The following is a 17,288-nucleotide window of genomic DNA, read 5'->3' on the forward strand; positions in this document are numbered from 1 at the left end:
TCACACCAGAACCTTATTGATTGCACGCCGGCATCAATGGCCGGGCAACGCACTCCGGTCAGGCTTGCTGCTCGCGCAGGCGCTGAGCCGCCAACACCATGTTGGCCAGCGACTGACGGGTTTCCGGCCAGCCACGGGTTTTCAGACCGCAATCCGGGTTAACCCACAGGCGTTCCGCCGGGATGTTCTGCGCCGCTTTACGCAGCAGCGCTTCGATCCATTCCACGCTTGGCACGTTTGGCGAGTGGATGTCGTACACGCCAGGGCCAATTTCGTTTGGATACTCGAACTCTTTGAAGGCTTCCAGCAGATCCATATCGGAACGCGAGGTTTCGATGGTGATCACGTCGGCATCCAGCGCCGCGATGGAATCCATGATGTCGTTGAATTCGCAGTAACACATGTGAGTGTGGATCTGCGTATCGTCCTGCGCCACGGCGGCATTCAGTTTGAAGGCATCCACTGCCCAGTCCAGGTAAGCGGCCCAGTCGGATTGACGCAGCGGCAACCCTTCACGCAGTGCCGGTTCGTCAATCTGGATGATGCCGATACCGGCTTTTTCCAGATCTTCCACTTCGTCGCGCAGCGCCAGGGCGATCTGCCTGGCGATCACTTCACGGGTTACGTCTTCGCGCGGGAACGACCAGCAAAGGATGGTCACCGGCCCGGTCAACATGCCTTTTACCGGCTTGTCGGTCAGCGATTGCGCATACTTCGCCCACTCCACGGTAATGGCTTCAGGACGGCTGATGTCGCCAATAATGACCGGCGGTTTTACGCAGCGGGAACCGTAGCTCTGTACCCAGCCATTTTGGGTGAAGACGAAGCCGTCGAGGTTCTCGCCGAAGTATTCCACCATGTCATTACGCTCGGCTTCGCCGTGCACCAGCACGTCCAGGCCCAGACGTTCTTGTTCAACGATCGCCTGTTTGATGTGCTCGCTAATGCTGGTTCGGTAATTGTTGCCGTCCAGACGCCCCTGTTTGAAATCCAGGCGCAGGCCGCGGATTTCGGTGGTCTGCGGGAATGAGCCGATAGTGGTGGTCGGCCAGGCCGGCAGGTTGAAGCGATCGCGCTGCGCCTGAGCGCGCTGAGCGTAAGGGCTCTGGCGCTCGCTGTCTTGTGCGGTAATGGCGGCCAGACGTTGGCCTACCTGCGCATTATGTACGCGGCTGGACTGACGACGAGCGCGGATTGGCGCGCTGTATGCGTCCAGTTCTGCCTGCTTTTCTGCCCCTGGCGCGTTCAGCGCTGCGCTTAGCAAAGCCACTTCGGCGCATTTTTGCAGAGCGAAGGCGAACCAGCTCTTCACTTCTTCATCCAGGCGGGTTTCCACGCTCAGATCGATGGGGCTGTGCAGCAAGGAACAAGAGGTGCCAATCCACAATGAACGGCTGTTAACCAGCGGTTGCAGGCGGTCGAACCAACTGCTCAGGTCGGCACGCCAGACGTTACGGCCATTGATGACGCCCAGCGACAGCAGCCACTCTTTTGGCAATGCCTCGTGCAATACGGCGATATCGTCGTGACCGGCCACCAGATCGACATGCAGACCCTGTACCGGCAATGCGCGGATAGCGTCGAGGTTGTGACCAACGCTGTCGAAATAGGTGGTCAACAGCAGTTTTACCTGGCCCTGCAACGCGTCGTAAGCCGGTTTGAAAGCGTCGAGCCATGCCTGCGGCAGCTCCAGCACCAGTGCAGGTTCGTCGATCTGCACCCACTCTACGCCGCGCTTCGCCAGTTCGGCCAGAACCTGCCGGTAAACCGGCAGAATGTCCTTCAGCAACGACAGTCGATCAAACTGCTCGCCCTTCACTTTGCCCAACCACAGGTAAGTGACCGGCCCCAGCAGCACAGGCTTGATGTTGTGGCCCAGCGCCAGCGCTTCGTCAACTTCATCCAGCAATTGAGTCCAACCCAGTTTGAACTGCTGGCCCTTCTGGAATTCAGGCACCATGTAGTGGTAGTTGGTGTTAAACCACTTGGTCATTTCTGCCGCTGCCGCCGGTTCACCGGTCGGTGCGCGGCCACGGCCCAGACGGAACAGCTGGTCCAAATCGATTGAGCCATCCGCATTTTGATGACGTGCTGGCACGTTGCCCAGCAGCAAGCTGGTGGTCAAAACATGGTCGTACCAGGCGAAATCGCCGACCGGCACCAAATCCACCCCGGCCTGCTGTTGCTGTTGCCAATGGCGAGCGCGCAGCTCGCGGCCAACCGCCAGCAGTTCTTCCTGCGTTGAATTGCCTGCCCAGTAACTTTCCTGAGCTTTTTTCAGTTCACGTCGCAGCCCAACGCGTGGAAAACCCAGTGTGTGATTTAGAATTGCCATCGTCATATTCCCCATTTAGCCGTCCAGATGTTTACACATCCATAATCCGCAGGTACTGTATTAACCACAAGCGCAATTTATTCACTGTCACTGTGAAGGACTCTCATGATCGAACTGAAACACTTACGGACGCTGCAGGCTCTGCGCAACACCGGCTCTCTGGCGGCCGCCGCGGCCCAACTCCATCAGACGCAATCGGCCCTGTCGCATCAGTTCAGCGATCTGGAGCAGCGTCTGGGCTTCAAACTGTTCGTTCGAAAAAGCCAACCGCTGCGCTTTACCGTGCAGGGAGAAATCCTGTTACAGCTGGCAGAACAAGTACTGCCGCAAATCCAGCAGGCGTTGCAGGCGTGCCACGAACCGCATCAGGCCACGCTGCGCATCGCCATCGAATGCCACAGTTGCATTCAGTGGCTGACGCCCGCGTTGGACAACTTCCGCCAGAGCTTCCCGCAGGTGGTGATGGACTTTAAGTCCGGCGTCACTTTTGATCCGCAACCGGCGCTACAGCAGGGGGAATTGGATCTGGTGCTGACCTCAGACATTTTGCCGCGCAGCGGCCTGCACTATTCGCCGATGTTTGATTTCGAGGTGCGTCTGGTGCTGGCGCCGGATCACCCGCTGGCCGGCAAACTGCAGATTGAGCCGGAAGATTTGAGCGATGAGACGCTGATGATTTATCCGGTGCAACGCCAACGGCTGGATATATGGCGGAATTTCCTGCAACCGGCCGGCGTCAGCCCGGCGCTGAAAAACGTCGATAACACCTTGCTGCTGATCCAGATGGTGTCGGCACGGATGGGGATTGCGGCGCTGCCGCATTGGGTAGTCGAAAGTTTCGAACGCCAGGGGCTGGTGGTGACAAAAACCCTGGGCGATGGCCTGTGGAGCCGCCTGTATGCCGCGGTACGCGACGGCGAGCAGCGCCAGGCGGTGACCGAAGCCTTTATCCGCTCGGCGCGTCAACACGCCTGCAATCACCTGCCGTTCGTACGCGACGCTGCGCGCCCGGGCACCCTCGCCGCCAGCATCAAGCCGCTGTCTTCACAAGCCTGATTTTGCGGGCTGCCTGCGCTTGGGTAGCCCGTGGTCTCAATTAGTCGGCTTTGGCGCCACCCAACGGCGGTGCACCCACAGCGAAGCGACAATCACCGCCCCGCCGATAATAAAACTCGGCCAGTGCGGTTGCTGCTGCCAGATAGCCAAATTCACCAGCAACCCGGCGGGCACGTGCATGTTATTCATGATGCCGAGCGTCCCGGCATCCACCTGCGTTGCACCGTAGTTCCACATGAAATAGCCCAGCCCGGAAGCCACCACGCCCAGCCACACCAGAATGCCCCATTGCAGGTTAGTGGTCGGCAACTGTTGCGGGTTACCCCACAGGCACCAGGCGACCACCGCGACCACCAAGGCTCCGAGGTAGAACCAGGAAAACGCCGTATGTTGCGGCAACGGGTGCACTTCCATCAGGCGCTTGTAACCGACCATGCCGATGGCGAAGCTGATATTCGCCGCCTGCACCAGCAACAGCCCCCACCAGAAATGCTCGCTCAATTGATGGTAACGGATGATCGCCGCGCCCAGTACCGCCAGCAACGCGCTGAACACATAGGCCCAACGCAGGCGCTGACCGCTGATCAGGTCGTAAATCAGCGTGACGTACAGCGGCGTAAGCACGGTAAACAGCAGGAATTCCGGTACCGTCAGGTACATGTAGGCACGGAAGCTGAACAGGTACATGATGCCCAATTGGCAGGCGCCCACCAGCATGTACATCAGGATCACTTTCGGTTTGATATTGCGCCAGCGCAGGAAAGGCAGGAATACCAACGCCGCCAGCCCGATACGCATCAGCACCGAGAACCAACTGTCGACCTGGCCCGCCAGATATTCGCCAATCAGGCTGAAAGAGAACGCCCATAAGACGGTAGTAATCACCAGAAGCAGCACGTCGGGTTCACCCTAAACAATCAGAAAAGGCGATTGTAACGGAAGGCGAAATGCCGCGTGATGAAAAGGCGGTTTACAGCTGTGCAAAATATAAACTTTTCGGCAATTTTTCACCGGTGGGTTAGCAAATCGGCCAAAAATCCGAATTTGGGCAAGAGCGCTATGCAATACTGCTCGTTATGCCATAGCATTCCTTGCAAGGAGCAACATTGACGACGACACAAGGAAAGTTTGACTATGTCAGCACTAGAGTTCCCCTGCACGATATTTAAAACCCAAAAACAAATGGATGATTACGGTGCAAGCGATATGCACTTTGGTGATTTATCCGAAACACAGTTAAAAACGCATTTTCATCTGACCGATGTATCGACCCGGTTTTCCCCTTATTCACTGACGAAAATAGCTCAGCCCAGCAAGCCTATGGCTTATAGCTACGGTTATGCTAACAATATCAATAATAAAAATGAAAGAATCACCCGTCAGGAATGCGCCAAAATTCTGTTCGATGAATTCCGCCAACTCTCAAAGCCTTTCGCCCTCTACGGCCCCTACAAAAGCCTGATCGTGAAGATGATCACCCATATGCAGAACGGCAAGGGCTCGGCATTTAGCGATATCTCTCTGAATACTGCTTTGAAAGAGCAAATATTGGGTGACAACTCTAAAAACAGCACACGGCTTCTTTTAAAAGAAGCAATTAATGAAAAAATAGACTGGGTAAACAAGTCTTATCCACCTGAAGAGAAGGACAGACTAAGGGATGCAATACTTAGTGGTAAACTACCTAAGTTTGATAGACCCCAGGATAGCTTTAATGGAATGGGTATTACCATTCACGATACCTGGGCAACCCATATCACCCTAAAATCGTTGCAAATAGCTGACAATCGCTATCGTGCGGTTGTGCATTACAAAGTACAAGATCACTTCGGTCTGGATAATGAGGATATTTTAAAGCCCAAGTTTAAACAATTCCTTTTCTTCCGTATCTGGTTTGTGCTCCAACGCTATAATCAGTTTGGTTTTAAACCCTTTATCACCAATATGGAAGCCACAGTAGAAATTACCGGGGAAGCATAATGAAAGAAAAAATCAAGAAATCTCTCTGTATGCTAACACTGGCGACTTGTGTTCCTCTCGGTTACGTCCTCTGGTTGTCACTTCGTCCGGTGGAAATTATCGCTGTTCATCAGAGAAATAATTACAGTGATGTACTGGTAAAAAACTTCCCTTTTACTGAGAAAGAGAAAATAAACTGGTGGATGGAAAACAAATCCCTGTTAAAAGATAAATACAATATTCCCAAACCTGCAAAAGATGGTTTTTTTTCTGTAATATTTTGGGATTTTGGCGATGGATACAAAAAAGAGGAAAAGTATGACAGACTCTGTTTTGATGATATGAAAACAAAAATTAATTGCATTGATAAAAACTCTCTTATTATGGTGAGGTACAGTAAAAATACAGGATTGTCTTTTCGCCTGGATAGTGGGGTATATCGAATGCAGGAAAACGGCGAGATGGTAAAAAATAAATATCAATGAAACAGTTGTTCAAATGGGTGATCCTGCAAGAGAAATATAGGCGCCACAATAGAGATCATCGGAGGATCTAGTGAAAGCAAAAAAAAAGAAAACGCTTCGTGCACTATCATTAGCTGGCTGTGTTCTGCTTATTTATTTCTTCTGGTTTTCGTTGCGCCCAGTGGAAATCGTTGCCATTCATGATGATGGCAATTTCAGTGCTGTTTTAGTGAAAAACTTCCCTATTACTGACAGAGGAAAAATAGCTTGGTGGCTGAAAAACAAAGATATGTTAAAGACAAAATATGACATTCCAAAACCAGCATCTTATGGTAATTTTAACATTACGTTCTGGTTATTCGGTGATGGATATAAAGCAGAAGATAAGCATGACAGACTCTGCTTTGACGATATGAAAACAAAGATAAATTGTATCGAAAAAGATGCTGTTTTTTCTGTTAATAATGACAGTGAGAACAGGATATATCTCACAGTATATAATGGTACATACCTACTACAAAAAAACGGCGAAGTAGTTGAATACGAAAGTAAATTCGAGGCTAAGTAGTTTACACTTATTTTCACCCAGAATTTGCTACAATTGAAAGGCTCGCTTGATTAGCCATACTTAATTGAAAAAAGAGGGTAAATATCATGAAGAGTTATCGCATTCTGTACGGCCTGCTGTTGCTGTCCGGGCTGGCAACGGCGGCCAATGGCGTAACCGAGCTCAGTTCGCAACAGCAGTTCCTTAACCAGCGCAATCAGCAGACGCAGCAACAGCGCATGCTGAATAACCAACAGCTGGATCAACGCCGCCTGCAACAACAGCGGCAATTCGACGACAATCAGCAAAAGTTGCTGCGAAATGCGCCAAACGGCGGGCAATTGCTGCCAAACGGCAACCAACCGCGCAATCCGTTCAACCGCACGTCGCCGACGGTGCCGCAAACGCAGATGCCGGTTACACCCGCACGCCCATAATGGTGAGGATCAGCGGCGTAGTGACCGCCGCCAGCGCGGTGGACATCACCAGACTGGTGGCCGGCCACTTACTCCAGCGGATAAAGCCATACCCCAGCACGATCAGAACAAATAGCGGCAAAGACAGCGCTATCTGGTGCCACAGCGAAACAATAAAAACAGACATCAGATCCCTTCCGTTAGCGCAGCGGCAAGGGGCTGACGTCGCAAGAATCAACAGGCGCCGGCGAATTCACGGGCGCAGCAGACTGCGCCCGTAGCAACGGAGGTTATTCGTTGGGAAAATCCGGGCCGATCAAATCTATCCGGTCGGTACAAATACAGTCAACGCCCCAGTTCAACAACAGGCGCGCACGCGCCGGCTGGTTAACGGTATACACCAGAATGCGCAGGCCGGCCGCCTTCAGCGTCGCGACCCGCTCAGCGGTCAGCTCTTTGTGGTTGATATGCAACGACACGCAGCCCAACCGCTCTGTCAGCGCCTGCCAGTTGTCATCCCATTCATCCAGCAACAGGCCGCGCGGCAGGTCCGGCACCGTACGCTGTGCCGCCTCAAGCGCTTCAACCGAGAACGAAGAAAGCAGCGGTTCGGTCTGGCCTTGCCACAACAGCCGTGCTGCCAGCGCCACCACGCGGCCGGTTTCATCGTCAGTGCCGATGGTGGGTTTGATTTCGATATTCGCCATCATGCCGTGCTGCCGGCAGCGCTCTGCGACCTCCAACAGCAACGGCAGACGCTCGCCCTTGTAGGCGGAGTTGTACCAGTTGCCGGCATCCAGCTGCACCAGTTTGTCCCAGGGCAATTCGCCCGCCACGCCCCAACCGTCGCTGGTGCGATCGAGGGTATCGTCATGCAACAAAAAGATCTGTCCGTCCTGCGCCAGCTTGACGTCGAACTCAATCATTTTGTGGCCGTGTCGCGCGCCAACGTCGATCGCCGCCAGGGTATTTTCCGGTGCCAGGGAACCGCCGCCGCGGTGGGCGACGATATGAGGATAAGGCCAGGCTGTGGTCATTGTTCCATCCGTAATCCGCTGTTTGAATCAAAAAAGTGCAGCGCCTGTGCAGGCAGTTGCAAATATAGCGTGCTGCCCGCCGTCGGCATAGTTTCATGCGACAACCGCGCAATTACGCCGTGGCCGCCCCATTGCCCGTGCGCCAGATTATCTGCGCCCAGCAATTCCAGCGTTTGCAGCTCCAGCGGCACGCCGCCTTGTTCAAGGGTGGTCAGCTGAATATGCTCCGGGCGGATGCCGAGCGTCAACGGGCGGCCGCCCCACTGTGTTTTGGCCTGAGGTAAATTCAGCCTCATCCCGCCGGCCAGCAACAGTTGGCTGCCGTCGGCGCTCAACGTGCCGGGCAGCAGGTTCATCGCCGGAGAGCCGATAAAGCTGGCGACAAACAGCGACGCCGGGCGCTGGTAAACCTCGCTCGGGGTGCCAATCTGTTCCGCTACGCCCTTGTTCATCACAATCACCCGCTGCGCCAACGTCATTGCCTCAACCTGATCGTGCGTGACGTACAGGCTGGTGGTTTTCAGCCGACGATGCAGCTGTTGCAATTCCAGGCGCATCTGCACGCGCAGTTTGGCATCCAGGTTGGACAAAGGTTCATCGAACAGGAATACCGCCGGTTCACGCACGATGGCGCGCCCCATCGCCACCCGCTGGCGTTGCCCGCCGGAAAGCTCGCGCGGCTTGCGCTGCAACAGCGGCTCCAGCTCCAGAATGCGCGCGGCTTCTTCCACCCGCTGCTGGATATGCTGTTTGCCGAAACCGCGAATTTTCAGGCCATAGGCCATGTTGTCGTACACGCTCATATGCGGATACAGTGCGTAGTTCTGAAACACCATCGCGATGCCGCGATCTTTCGGTTCCATATCGGTCACGCGCTGGCTGTCGATATAGATATCGCCGCTGGTGGTGCGTTCCAGCCCGGCCACCATGCGCAGCAGCGTCGATTTTCCGCAGCCTGAAGGGCCGACCATCACGATAAACTCGCCGTCCGCCACGTCGAGATCGATTTGCTTAATCACCGGCGTTTTACCGTCGTAGGATTTGGTGACTGCCTGTAGTTTTAAACCTGCCATGTGGACATTTCTCTCGTTACTTCTCGCTGTCGACGAGACCGCGCACAAACCAGCGCTGCATCAGAAGAACCACCGTCAGCGGTGGAATTAAGGTCAGAATCATCGCCGCCATTACCTGATTCCACTGGGTCGGCGCGCCGGAGGTGGAGATCATGCTCTTGATGCCCGCCACCGCGGTCCCCATCGAGGCGTCGCTGGTGATCAGGATCGGCCACAGGTACTGGTTCCAGCCGTAGATAAAGGTGATGACAAACAGCGCCGCCAGATTGGTTTTCGACAGCGGCAGCACGATGTCCCAGAAAAAGCGCATCGGCCCGGCACCATCGATGCGCGCCGCTTCCAGCAGCTCATCCGGCAGCGTCATGAAGAACTGGCGCAGCAGGAAGGTCGCGGTCGCCGAGGCCATCAGCGGCAGCGTCAGACCGGTGTAGCTGTCCAGCAGGTTCAGGGTGGAGATCACCTCCACCGTCGGGAAAATACGCACTTCTACCGGCAGCATCAGGGTGAGGAAAATCAGCCAGAAAAACAGGCTGCGCAACGGGAAACGGAAATACACGATGGCGTAAGCCGACAACACCGACACCACAATTTTGCCGAAGGTAATCGCCAGCGCCATGATCACGCTGTTCAGCAGCAGCAGCGAGAACGGCACCTTGAGGTTGCCCACGCCGCCCTGCCAGATATTGCGGATGTTTTCCCACAGATGGCCGCCCGGTATCAGGGTCATCGGCACCTGAAACACCTGCTTATCGTCCAGCGTCGCGGCGACAAAAGCCACGTACAGCGGGAACAGCACCACCAGCACGCCGATAATCAGCATTACGTGGCTGAAGATATCCAGCCCGCGTCGGTTCTCAATCATTGGTAGCGCACCTTACGTTCGACAAAGCGGAACTGGATCACCGTCAGGCCAATCACCAACAGCATCAGGATCACCGACTGCGCCGCTGAGCTGGACAGATCCAGACCGGCAAAGCCTTCGCGGTAGATCTTGTAGATCAGCGTGGTGGTGGACTGTACCGGGCCACCGCCGGTGGCGGCATCAATCACCGGGAAAGTATCGAAGAAGGCGTACACCAGATTAACCACCAGCAGGAAGAAGCTCACCGGGGTGATCAACGGCAACACCAGGTTGAAGAAACGCCGCACCGGGCCGGCGCCGTCGATAGCCGCCGCTTCCACCAGCGAACGCGGGATCGATTGCAGCGCCGCCAGGAAAAACAGGAAGTTATAGCTGATTTGCTGCCACACCGAAGCCAGCACCACCAGGAACATCGCCTGCCCGCTGTTCTGCGCGTGGTTCCAGTTGTAGCCCAGTCCACCAAGGAAATGGGTGATCAGCCCCAGGCCGGGGTTAAACAGGAAGATCCACAATACCGCCGCCACAGCGGGGGCCACGGCGTAGGGCAAGATCATCAGCGTCTGGTAAATCCGGCTGCCGCGCAGCACGTAATCCACCAACGCGGCGAAGAACAGCGACACCACCAGCCCGATACCCGCCACCAGGAAGCTGAAAACCAGCGTGGTGTAAAAAGAATCGAGGTAGTACGGATCCTGGAACAGTTGGCTAAAGTTATCCAACCCGACGAACTGGCTGGACAGGCCAAAGGGATCGAGGCTCTGGACCGAATACCACAGCGCCTCGCCGGCGGGCCACAGGAAGAATATTGCGGTTATCAGCAACTGCGGCAGCACCAGCGCATAGGGCAGCCAGCTGCAGCCGAAACCGGGACGATGTGAGCTCATAATAGGGACTCATGAAGACGAAAGACGGGTGGGCTCGCGAGCAAAGCCAGCCTGGGTGCGAACAGCGCACGGCTCCCGGAACGGACACAAAGTCCATGAGGAGAGCGAGCACTGCCCAATCCCAGACTGGCGAAGCGCAGTAACCGTTATTACTTGGTCTGGGACTCGAAGCGACGCAGCAACACATCACCACGTTGTACGGCAGCGTCCAGCGCCTGCTGTGGCGTTTTCTTGCCGGTCCACACGCCTTCCAGTTCTTCATCCACCACGCTGCGGATCTGCGGCATATTGCCCAGGCGCAGGCCCTTGGTGAACGGCAATGGCGGCTTGTTCAGCATCTGACGCGTCGCAACGTCGGCACCCGGGTTCTTGTCATAGAAGCCCTGTTGCTTGGTCAGATCGTACGCGGCGGTGGTAATGGGCAGGTAACCGGTTTTCTGATGCCATTCGGCGGCAATTTCCGGCTGCGCCAGATATTGCAGGAACTCGGCTACGCCCTTGTAGGTGGCGGTATCTTTGCCGTTCATCACCCACAGGCTGGCACCGCCGATGATGGCATTCTGCGGCGCATTCTTGGCGTCGGCGTCGTAAGGCATCATACCCACGCCGTAGTTGAATTTGGCATAGTGTTTGATGTCCGCCAGCGAACCGGAAGAGGCGGTAGTGATGGCGCAGTCGCCGCTGTAGAACTTCTCGGTCGATTCGTCCTTACGACCGAAATAGGTGAAATCACCCTTCTTGTTCATGTCCGCCAGCAGTTGGATATGCTTGACCTGCAACGCTTTGTTGAACTCCAGCTTGGTATTCGCACCGCCGAAACCGTTGTTTTCGGTAGCGAACGGCACGCCGTGCCAGGCGCTGAAGTTCTCGAGTTGGATCCAGCCCTGCCAGCCGCTGGCGTAGCCGCACTTCATGCCGGCCTCACGCAGTTTGGCGGTGTCCGCCGCCAGCTCTTGCCAGGTTTTTGGCGGCTGATCCGGGTTCAGGCCGGCTTTTTTGAAGGCATCTTTGTTGTAATACAGCACCGGGGTGGAGCTGTTGAACGGTTGGGACAGCAGATGGCCGCTCTTGTTGTCGGTGTAGTAACCGGCCACCGTCGGCACGAACACCGATTCGTCAAAGTTGATGCCGGCGTCTTTAAACACCTGATACACCGGTTTGATCGCTTTGCTCGCCATCATGGTGGCGGTGCCCACTTCGTAAACTTGCAAAATCGCCGGCGCCTTGCCGGAGCGGTAAGCCGCAATGCCCGCCGCCAGGCTCTGTTCGTAGTTGCCTTTATAAACCGGAACGATTTTGACGTCGCTGTGCGACTGGTTAAAGCGGTCCGCCAGGGAGTCCACTTCTTTCCCCAGTTCACCTTCCATCGAATGCCAGAACGGGATCTCGGTCGCCGCCAGTGCCTGAGTGCTGACCGCCAGGGTCAACGCAACGCACAGCGTAGTTTTGCGAATAGCGTAGGTGAGCATGCCTAACTCCTGAAAAAGCTGGTGTAATAAGCGCGTGAGCGAAAAGAATCAGTTTTTTGTTCGGAAGCTAACATGCCATGCTCGGATGACAGAAAAATAACCGTCAGATGACAGCCATGTGACTAAAAGGTGAAGTGCAGGTTGCGGTTTGATGTCGGCGACGAGGAAATTTCCCCCGCCGCCGCGGGGATTACAGAGAACGACGCAGGCGGGCGACCGCTTCTTGCATCTGTTGCTCAGTGGCGGTGGCGAACGACAGGCGGAAGGTTGAACGATCCGGGTTATCGGAGAAGAAATATTCCCCCGGCACGAACACCACGCCCTGTTGCAGGGTCGTTTTCAGCCATTCGGTGGCGTTGAACGGTTGGCGGAAACGCGCCCACAGGAACATCCCCCCCTTCGGCATATCAAAGGTGATGTGATCACCCAGCTCTTTCTCCACCAGCGCAGCCAGGATCTCGCCCTTTTGCTTGTAAGCGGCGCGGATCTTTTCGATCTGCCCCGGCAGACGATCCAGGCCCAGGTAACATTCGACGATGCTCTGCGACAGCGCGCTGGCGTGCAGATCCGCCGCCTGCTTGATGATCGCCACTTTATGCAGCAGGAACTCAGGCAGAATAGCCCAGCCCAGACGCAAGCCCGGCGCCAGGATCTTGGAGAAGGTCGAGGTGTAGATAATGTTATCGGTATGGCCCAGCACCCGCTGCGAAACCTGATGCAGCGTGGCATTGCGCTCTTCGGTAAAACGCAGCTCGCCGTACGGATCATCTTCGATAATCAGGAAATTGTGCTCGGCCGCCAATTTCACCAGCAGTTCGCGGCGCGGTGCGCTCAGCGTGAGGCCGCTTGGGTTGCCAAAGTTCGGCACTACGTACACGCCCTTGATGCGCTGAGTTTTCAGCAGCTCGGCAAGCTCTTCAACCACCATGCCGTCGCTGTCGGATGACACCGACATGATGTTGGCTTCCGCCAGTTCCAGCGTCTGCAGCGCCGCCAAATAGGTCGGACGCTCCACCACAAACACGTCGCCTGGATTGACGATAGCGCGCATCACCAGATCCAGCGCCTGCTGGGAACCGGCGGTCACCATCACTTCTTCTGCCGTGGCGACGACGCCGCGCTCGGCGCACAGCTCGCAAATGCGTTCGCGCAGCAACGGGCTGCCTTCGGTCAGGCCATACTGGAAGGCGCTTTTCGGCTGTTCGGTGATCGCCTGATGGGTGGCAATGCTCAGCCCTTCGAAATCAAACAGGGCATCAGAGGGGATGCCGCCCGCCAGCGAAATGACGTTTTCCATCTTACTGTGCTTGAGCAATTCACGGATTGCCGAGCTTTTTACGTTGACGATGCGCTGCGCGAGTAACCCTTCTGTCTTCATTTCTTATTCTCGTAATCGTTATAAATTTTGTAGGGGCAAGGTACGCGGCGACCAAGTGACTCGGGCCCCCCTATTCGCCCCCACAGGGAAGTGAGTGCAGCCAACAACGCTGTAGCCTGAAAGACGACGGGTATTTAGCCGCCCAGATACGCCGACCTTACTGCTTCGTTTGCTAACAATGCGGCTCCCGTATCTTCCAACACCACGCGCCCGTTTTCCAGTACATAACCGCGATCCGCCAATTTCAGCGCCTGATTGGCGTTTTGCTCCACCAGGAAGATGGTCATGCCCTCTTCACGCAGCTGCTGAATAATGTCGAAAATCTGCTGGATGATGATCGGCGCCAGCCCGAGGGACGGCTCGTCGAGCAACAACAGCTTCGGCTGGCTCATCAGCGCGCGGCCGATCGCCAGCATCTGCTGTTCACCGCCGGACATGGTGCCGGAGCGCTGGTTGCGGCGTTCCAGCAGGCGCGGGAACAGGCCGAACACCCGCTCGATACGCTGCTGGTACTGATGACGATCGGCAAAAAAGCCGCCCATCGCCAGATTCTCTTCCACCGTCATGCGCGAGAACACCCGGCGCCCTTCCGGCACTATCGCCACCGCCTCACGCATAATGCGCGAGGTCTGCCACTGGGTAATGTCCTGATCGAGGAAGGTAACGCTGCCTTCGGTGGCGCGCGGCTCACCGCACAGCGTGCCAAGCAGCGTGGTTTTACCGGCACCGTTGGCGCCGATCAGGGTGACTATCTCGCCCTGCTTGATATTCAGGCTAACCTGATGCAGCGCCTGGATTTTGCCGTAATGGGCGGAAACCTGATTAAATGACAACATAATTATTCGCCCAGATAGGCCCGGATAACGTCCGGGTTGTTACGAATTTCTGCCGGGGTGCCCTGCGCCAACGGCGTGCCCTGATTCACCACGTAGATACGATCGGAAATGCCCATCACCAGCTTCATGTCGTGCTCGATCAGCAACACCGACACTTTATGCTGGTTGCGCAGCTCGACGATCAAGTGGTCCAGCTCGTCGGTTTCCTTCGGGTTCAGGCCGGCCGCGGGTTCGTCCAGCATCAGCAGCTCGGGGCGGGTCACCATGCAGCGCGCAATCTCCAGCCGCCGCTGCTGGCCGTAGGCCAGATTGCCCGCCGAACGGTTAGCCATCTCAAGCAGCCCAACGCGTTGCAGCCACACGGAGGCTCGTTCCAGCGCATCGGCTTCGGCGCGGCGGAAGGCCGGGGTTTTCAGCAGCCCGGCGAATACGCCGCTTTTCAGGTGCTGATGCTGGGCGACCAGCAGGTTCTCGATCACCGTCATTTCGCGGAACAGCCGCACATGCTGGAAAGTGCGCACCACGCCCATGCGGGCAATCGTCTGACCAGGCAACCCTTCCAGATGGCGATCGCGCAGTTTGATGGTGCCGCCAGTGGGGCGGTAGAAGCCGGTCAGGCAGTTAAACACCGTGGTTTTTCCCGCGCCGTTCGGGCCGATCAGCGAAACAATTTCGCCTTCGTTCAGCTCAAGCGCCACGTTATTCACCGCCAGCAAGCCGCCGAAACGCATCGACAGCCCTTCAACTTTCAACAGAGGTTGCGAGCTCATGCCTGTTCCTCCTTGCCGGCCGTTTTCAACTTCAGCTGCGGGCGCTTCATCGGCAGCAACCCTTGAGGCCGCCAAATCATCATCAACACCATCAAGGCACCGAGCAGCAGCATGCTGTATTCGTTCAGATCACGCATCATCTCGCGCGACACCACCAGCAGGATAGCCGCCAGGATCACCGCGAACTGCGACCCCATGCCGCCCAACACCACAATCGCCAGCACGAAGGCCGACTCGACGAAGGTGAAGGACTCCGGGCTCACGAAGCCCTGGCGTGCGGCGAACAGCGTGCCGGCAAAACCGGCGAAGGCGGCGCTGATGGTAAAAGCGGTCAGTTTGATTTTGGTCGGGCTCAGGCCCAGCGAGCGACAAGCGATTTCATCTTCACGCAGCGCTTCCCAGGCTCGGCCCAATGGCATGCGCAGCAGGCGATTGATCACAAACAGCGTCAGCACCACCAGCAGCAGCGCCACCAGATACAGGAACACGATGCGATCGCTCGGATCGTATTTCAGGCCAAAGAAGTTATGGAAAGTATCCCAACCGCCGTCACGCGCGCTGCGGTTGAACTCCAGCCCGAAAAAGGTCGGTTTCGGGATCTGGCTGATACCGTTCGGCCCGCCGGTGATCTCGGTGTTGTTCAACAACAAGATACGCACGATCTCGCCGAAGCCCAGCGTCACAATCGCCAGATAATCACCGCGCAAACGCAGCACCGGGAAACCGAGCAGGAAACCGAAGATGGCGGTGACGATGCCCGCCAGCGGCAGGCTTTCCCAGAAGCCGAGGCCGTAATAGTGATTCAGCAACGCGTAGGTATAGGCACCGATGGCGTAGAAGCCGCCGTAACCCAGTACCAGCAGGCCGGACAGCCCAACCACCACGTTCAGGCCCAGACCGAGCATCACGTAGATCAACGTCAGGGTGGCGATATCCACCGTACCGCGCGACACCAGAAATGGCCAGGCGATCGCGGCAACAATAATCGCCGCCGCCAGCAGTTTCTGGCGTGGGGTGGTGCCGTCAAAGCTCGGTAATACAAAAGAGGGGCCGGAGAGTTTTTTCAGCCCCTGCTGCATCAGCGGGCGCAACAGTTGGAAGAAGAAAACGATGACGCAGCCGATACCGACCCACATCCAGCGCACTTCCGCCGCGCCGTGGACCACCAGCTTGGTACCGTCCAGGCTCAGTTGCATCCCCATCAGGAACGACGCCATGACAAACAACACTACCGAGGCTATCAGCGCGTTAAGCAGATTGAGTTTCATACCTTCTCAACCTCCGGGCGCCCAAGAATGCCGGTTGGCATGATCAGCAACACCACGATCAGCAGCGCGAAGGACACCACGTCCTTATATTCGGTGCTCAAATAGGCCGAGGTCAGCGCTTCTGCCACCCCCAGCACCAGGCCGCCGATCATCGCGCCGGGAATGCTGCCGATGCCGCCCAGTACCGCCGCAGTAAAGGCTTTCATGCCGGCCATAAAGCCGATGTACGGGTTGATTACGCCATAAAACTGGCCCAACAGCACGCCGGCCACCGCCGCCATCACGGCGCCGATCACGAAGGTCAGTGAAATCACCCGGTCGGTATTGATGCCCAGCAGGCTGGCCATCTTCAAATCTTCCGCGCAGGCGCGGCAAGCACGGCCCATGCGGGAATAACGGATAAACAGCGTCAACGCCAGCATCGCCAGGAAGGTGACGACCCAAATAATCAGCTGCATGGTACTGATGGTAGCGGCGAAGCCATTGCTTTCACCCAGCACCCACTGGCCGGTTACCAGGCTTGGCAACGCCAGATCGCGCGAGCCCTGCGTCAGGCTGACGTAGTTTTGCAGGAATATCGACATGCCGATGGCGGAAATCAGCGCTATCAGGCGCTTGGAGTTGCGCACCGGCTTGTAGGCCACCCGCTCGATGCTCCAGCCGTAGGCGCTGGCGATCACGATCGACACCAAAAACGCGGCGCCAATCAGCAGCCAGCCGACGTCGATGCCAAGCATCATCAGGGCGGCGATAACAATAAAGGAGACATAGCTGCCGATCATATACACCTCGCCGTGGGCGAAGTTGATCATGCCGATAATGCCGTAGACCATGGTGTAACCGATGGCGATCAATGCATAGGTGCTGCCCAACGTGACGCCGTTGAACATCTGCTGCAGAAAATAGAGAACCTGCTCTGACATACTCGAACCCT

The 17,288-nt window shown here is 56.4% G+C and carries 18 protein-coding genes; 5 read left to right on the forward strand and 13 right to left on the reverse strand.

Annotated elements, in window-relative coordinates:
• Positions 1-58: 58 nt before the first annotated feature.
• Entirely contained in the window at positions 59-2,335 is a 2,277-nt protein-coding gene (gene metE / locus SPL01S_RS19955) for a 5-methyltetrahydropteroyltriglutamate--homocysteine S-methyltransferase (RefSeq protein ID WP_063202422.1), read from the reverse strand.
• 105 nt (positions 2,336-2,440) lie between these two features.
• Here metE and metR point away from each other — a divergent pair, with 105 nt between their 5' ends.
• Positions 2,441-3,391, forward strand: coding sequence for an HTH-type transcriptional regulator MetR (gene metR, locus SPL01S_RS19960; RefSeq protein ID WP_004951014.1), 951 nt, complete (start codon positions 2,441-2,443; stop codon positions 3,389-3,391).
• A 36-nt stretch (positions 3,392-3,427) separates the two neighbouring features.
• Here metR and SPL01S_RS19965 read toward each other — a convergent pair whose 3' ends face one another.
• A complete protein-coding gene (locus SPL01S_RS19965) occupies positions 3,428-4,288 on the reverse strand; it encodes a carboxylate/amino acid/amine transporter (protein WP_004951012.1) in 861 nt (286 codons plus the stop codon).
• 237 nt (positions 4,289-4,525) lie between these two features.
• Between SPL01S_RS19965 and SPL01S_RS19970 the strand changes: the two genes are divergently transcribed.
• From SPL01S_RS19970 to SPL01S_RS19985, 4 genes are all read left to right on the forward strand, one after another.
• Positions 4,526-5,371 carry a YPO3983 family protein gene (locus SPL01S_RS19970; protein ID WP_063202425.1) on the forward strand — a complete coding sequence of 282 codons (846 nt, stop codon included), beginning with the start codon at positions 4,526-4,528 and terminating at the stop codon, positions 5,369-5,371.
• Positions 5,371-5,835, forward strand: a complete 465-nt coding sequence (locus SPL01S_RS19975; protein WP_062869240.1) for a DUF943 family protein — start codon at positions 5,371-5,373, stop codon at positions 5,833-5,835. The genes SPL01S_RS19970 and SPL01S_RS19975 overlap by 1 nt, the downstream gene beginning before the upstream one ends.
• A 70-nt stretch (positions 5,836-5,905) precedes the next feature.
• Positions 5,906-6,382 (forward strand): DUF943 family protein, encoded by a 477-nt coding sequence (locus tag SPL01S_RS19980; protein ID WP_063202427.1) that lies wholly within the window; start codon positions 5,906-5,908, stop codon positions 6,380-6,382.
• 86 nt (positions 6,383-6,468) lie between these two features.
• A complete protein-coding gene (locus SPL01S_RS19985; protein WP_062790073.1) occupies positions 6,469-6,798 on the forward strand; it encodes a hypothetical protein in 330 nt (109 codons plus the stop codon).
• On the opposite strand, the gene SPL01S_RS25865 is transcribed toward SPL01S_RS19985, so the two are convergent.
• From SPL01S_RS25865 to livH, 11 genes are all read right to left on the reverse strand, one after another.
• Positions 6,779-6,964: a hypothetical protein gene (locus SPL01S_RS25865; protein WP_063202429.1), complete on the reverse strand. Its 186-nt coding sequence runs from the start codon at positions 6,962-6,964 to the stop codon at positions 6,779-6,781. The two genes, SPL01S_RS19985 and SPL01S_RS25865, sit on opposite strands and share 20 nt — an antisense overlap.
• A gap of 103 nt (positions 6,965-7,067) precedes the next feature.
• Positions 7,068-7,814 carry a glycerophosphodiester phosphodiesterase gene (ugpQ, locus tag SPL01S_RS19995; protein WP_063202431.1) on the reverse strand — a complete coding sequence of 249 codons (747 nt, stop codon included), beginning with the start codon at positions 7,812-7,814 and terminating at the stop codon, positions 7,068-7,070.
• On the reverse strand, positions 7,811-8,887 hold the full coding sequence (locus SPL01S_RS20000; RefSeq protein WP_063202433.1) for a sn-glycerol-3-phosphate import ATP-binding protein UgpC: 1,077 nt from the start codon (positions 8,885-8,887) through the stop codon (positions 7,811-7,813). Before SPL01S_RS20000 ends, ugpQ begins: the two co-directional genes overlap by 4 nt.
• A gap of 16 nt (positions 8,888-8,903) precedes the next feature.
• Positions 8,904-9,749: a sn-glycerol-3-phosphate ABC transporter permease UgpE gene (gene ugpE / locus SPL01S_RS20005; protein WP_006323078.1), complete on the reverse strand. Its 846-nt coding sequence runs from the start codon at positions 9,747-9,749 to the stop codon at positions 8,904-8,906.
• Complete coding sequence (gene ugpA / locus SPL01S_RS20010; RefSeq protein ID WP_004950999.1) at positions 9,746-10,633, reverse strand: sn-glycerol-3-phosphate ABC transporter permease UgpA; 888 nt, start codon at positions 10,631-10,633, stop codon at positions 9,746-9,748. The genes ugpE and ugpA overlap by 4 nt, the downstream gene beginning before the upstream one ends.
• Positions 10,634-10,782: 149 nt before the next feature.
• Positions 10,783-12,102, reverse strand: coding sequence for a sn-glycerol-3-phosphate ABC transporter substrate-binding protein UgpB (ugpB, locus tag SPL01S_RS20015; RefSeq protein WP_063202435.1), 1,320 nt, complete (start codon positions 12,100-12,102; stop codon positions 10,783-10,785).
• A gap of 190 nt (positions 12,103-12,292) precedes the next feature.
• A complete protein-coding gene (locus SPL01S_RS20020; protein ID WP_004950993.1) occupies positions 12,293-13,480 on the reverse strand; it encodes an aminotransferase-like domain-containing protein in 1,188 nt (395 codons plus the stop codon).
• Positions 13,481-13,614: 134 nt separating this feature from the next.
• Positions 13,615-14,316 carry a high-affinity branched-chain amino acid ABC transporter ATP-binding protein LivF gene (livF, locus tag SPL01S_RS20025; RefSeq protein ID WP_004950991.1) on the reverse strand — a complete coding sequence of 234 codons (702 nt, stop codon included), beginning with the start codon at positions 14,314-14,316 and terminating at the stop codon, positions 13,615-13,617.
• Positions 14,317-14,318: 2 nt separating this feature from the next.
• Complete coding sequence (gene livG, locus SPL01S_RS20030) at positions 14,319-15,086, reverse strand: high-affinity branched-chain amino acid ABC transporter ATP-binding protein LivG (protein ID WP_004950989.1); 768 nt, start codon at positions 15,084-15,086, stop codon at positions 14,319-14,321.
• Entirely contained in the window at positions 15,083-16,354 is a 1,272-nt protein-coding gene (locus SPL01S_RS20035; RefSeq protein WP_063202437.1) for a high-affinity branched-chain amino acid ABC transporter permease LivM, read from the reverse strand. The genes livG and SPL01S_RS20035 overlap by 4 nt, the downstream gene beginning before the upstream one ends.
• Positions 16,351-17,277, reverse strand: a complete 927-nt coding sequence (gene livH / locus SPL01S_RS20040; RefSeq protein ID WP_004950984.1) for a high-affinity branched-chain amino acid ABC transporter permease LivH — start codon at positions 17,275-17,277, stop codon at positions 16,351-16,353. Before livH ends, SPL01S_RS20035 begins: the two co-directional genes overlap by 4 nt.
• Positions 17,278-17,288: the final 11 nt, after the last annotated feature.

This window comes from Serratia plymuthica NBRC 102599 (assembly GCF_001590925.1).
GTDB lineage: Bacteria > Pseudomonadota > Gammaproteobacteria > Enterobacterales > Enterobacteriaceae > Serratia > Serratia plymuthica.

What these genes read in the sequence shown, in the direction of transcription:
- ugpB (WP_063202435.1), bottom strand. Translation starts at nt 12,102, where the DNA reads ATGCTCACCTACGCTATTCGCAAAACTACGCTGTGCGTTGCGTTGACC.
- SPL01S_RS20035 (WP_063202437.1), bottom strand. Translation starts at nt 16,354, where the DNA reads ATGAAACTCAATCTGCTTAACGCGCTGATAGCCTCGGTAGTGTTGTTT.
- ugpE (WP_006323078.1), bottom strand. Translation starts at nt 9,749, where the DNA reads ATGATTGAGAACCGACGCGGGCTGGATATCTTCAGCCACGTAATGCTG.
- ugpA (WP_004950999.1), bottom strand. Translation starts at nt 10,633, where the DNA reads ATGAGCTCACATCGTCCCGGTTTCGGCTGCAGCTGGCTGCCCTATGCG.
- SPL01S_RS19975 (WP_062869240.1), top strand. Translation starts at nt 5,371, where the DNA reads ATGAAAGAAAAAATCAAGAAATCTCTCTGTATGCTAACACTGGCGACT.
- livG (WP_004950989.1), bottom strand. Translation starts at nt 15,086, where the DNA reads ATGAGCTCGCAACCTCTGTTGAAAGTTGAAGGGCTGTCGATGCGTTTC.
- livF (WP_004950991.1), bottom strand. Translation starts at nt 14,316, where the DNA reads ATGTTGTCATTTAATCAGGTTTCCGCCCATTACGGCAAAATCCAGGCG.
- SPL01S_RS25865 (WP_063202429.1), bottom strand. Translation starts at nt 6,964, where the DNA reads ATGTCTGTTTTTATTGTTTCGCTGTGGCACCAGATAGCGCTGTCTTTG.
- SPL01S_RS20000 (WP_063202433.1), bottom strand. Translation starts at nt 8,887, where the DNA reads ATGGCAGGTTTAAAACTACAGGCAGTCACCAAATCCTACGACGGTAAA.
- SPL01S_RS19985 (WP_062790073.1), top strand. Translation starts at nt 6,469, where the DNA reads ATGAAGAGTTATCGCATTCTGTACGGCCTGCTGTTGCTGTCCGGGCTG.
- metE (WP_063202422.1), bottom strand. Translation starts at nt 2,335, where the DNA reads ATGGCAATTCTAAATCACACACTGGGTTTTCCACGCGTTGGGCTGCGA.
- ugpQ (WP_063202431.1), bottom strand. Translation starts at nt 7,814, where the DNA reads ATGACCACAGCCTGGCCTTATCCTCATATCGTCGCCCACCGCGGCGGC.
- livH (WP_004950984.1), bottom strand. Translation starts at nt 17,277, where the DNA reads ATGTCAGAGCAGGTTCTCTATTTTCTGCAGCAGATGTTCAACGGCGTC.
- SPL01S_RS19970 (WP_063202425.1), top strand. Translation starts at nt 4,526, where the DNA reads ATGTCAGCACTAGAGTTCCCCTGCACGATATTTAAAACCCAAAAACAA.
- metR (WP_004951014.1), top strand. Translation starts at nt 2,441, where the DNA reads ATGATCGAACTGAAACACTTACGGACGCTGCAGGCTCTGCGCAACACC.
- SPL01S_RS20020 (WP_004950993.1), bottom strand. Translation starts at nt 13,480, where the DNA reads ATGAAGACAGAAGGGTTACTCGCGCAGCGCATCGTCAACGTAAAAAGC.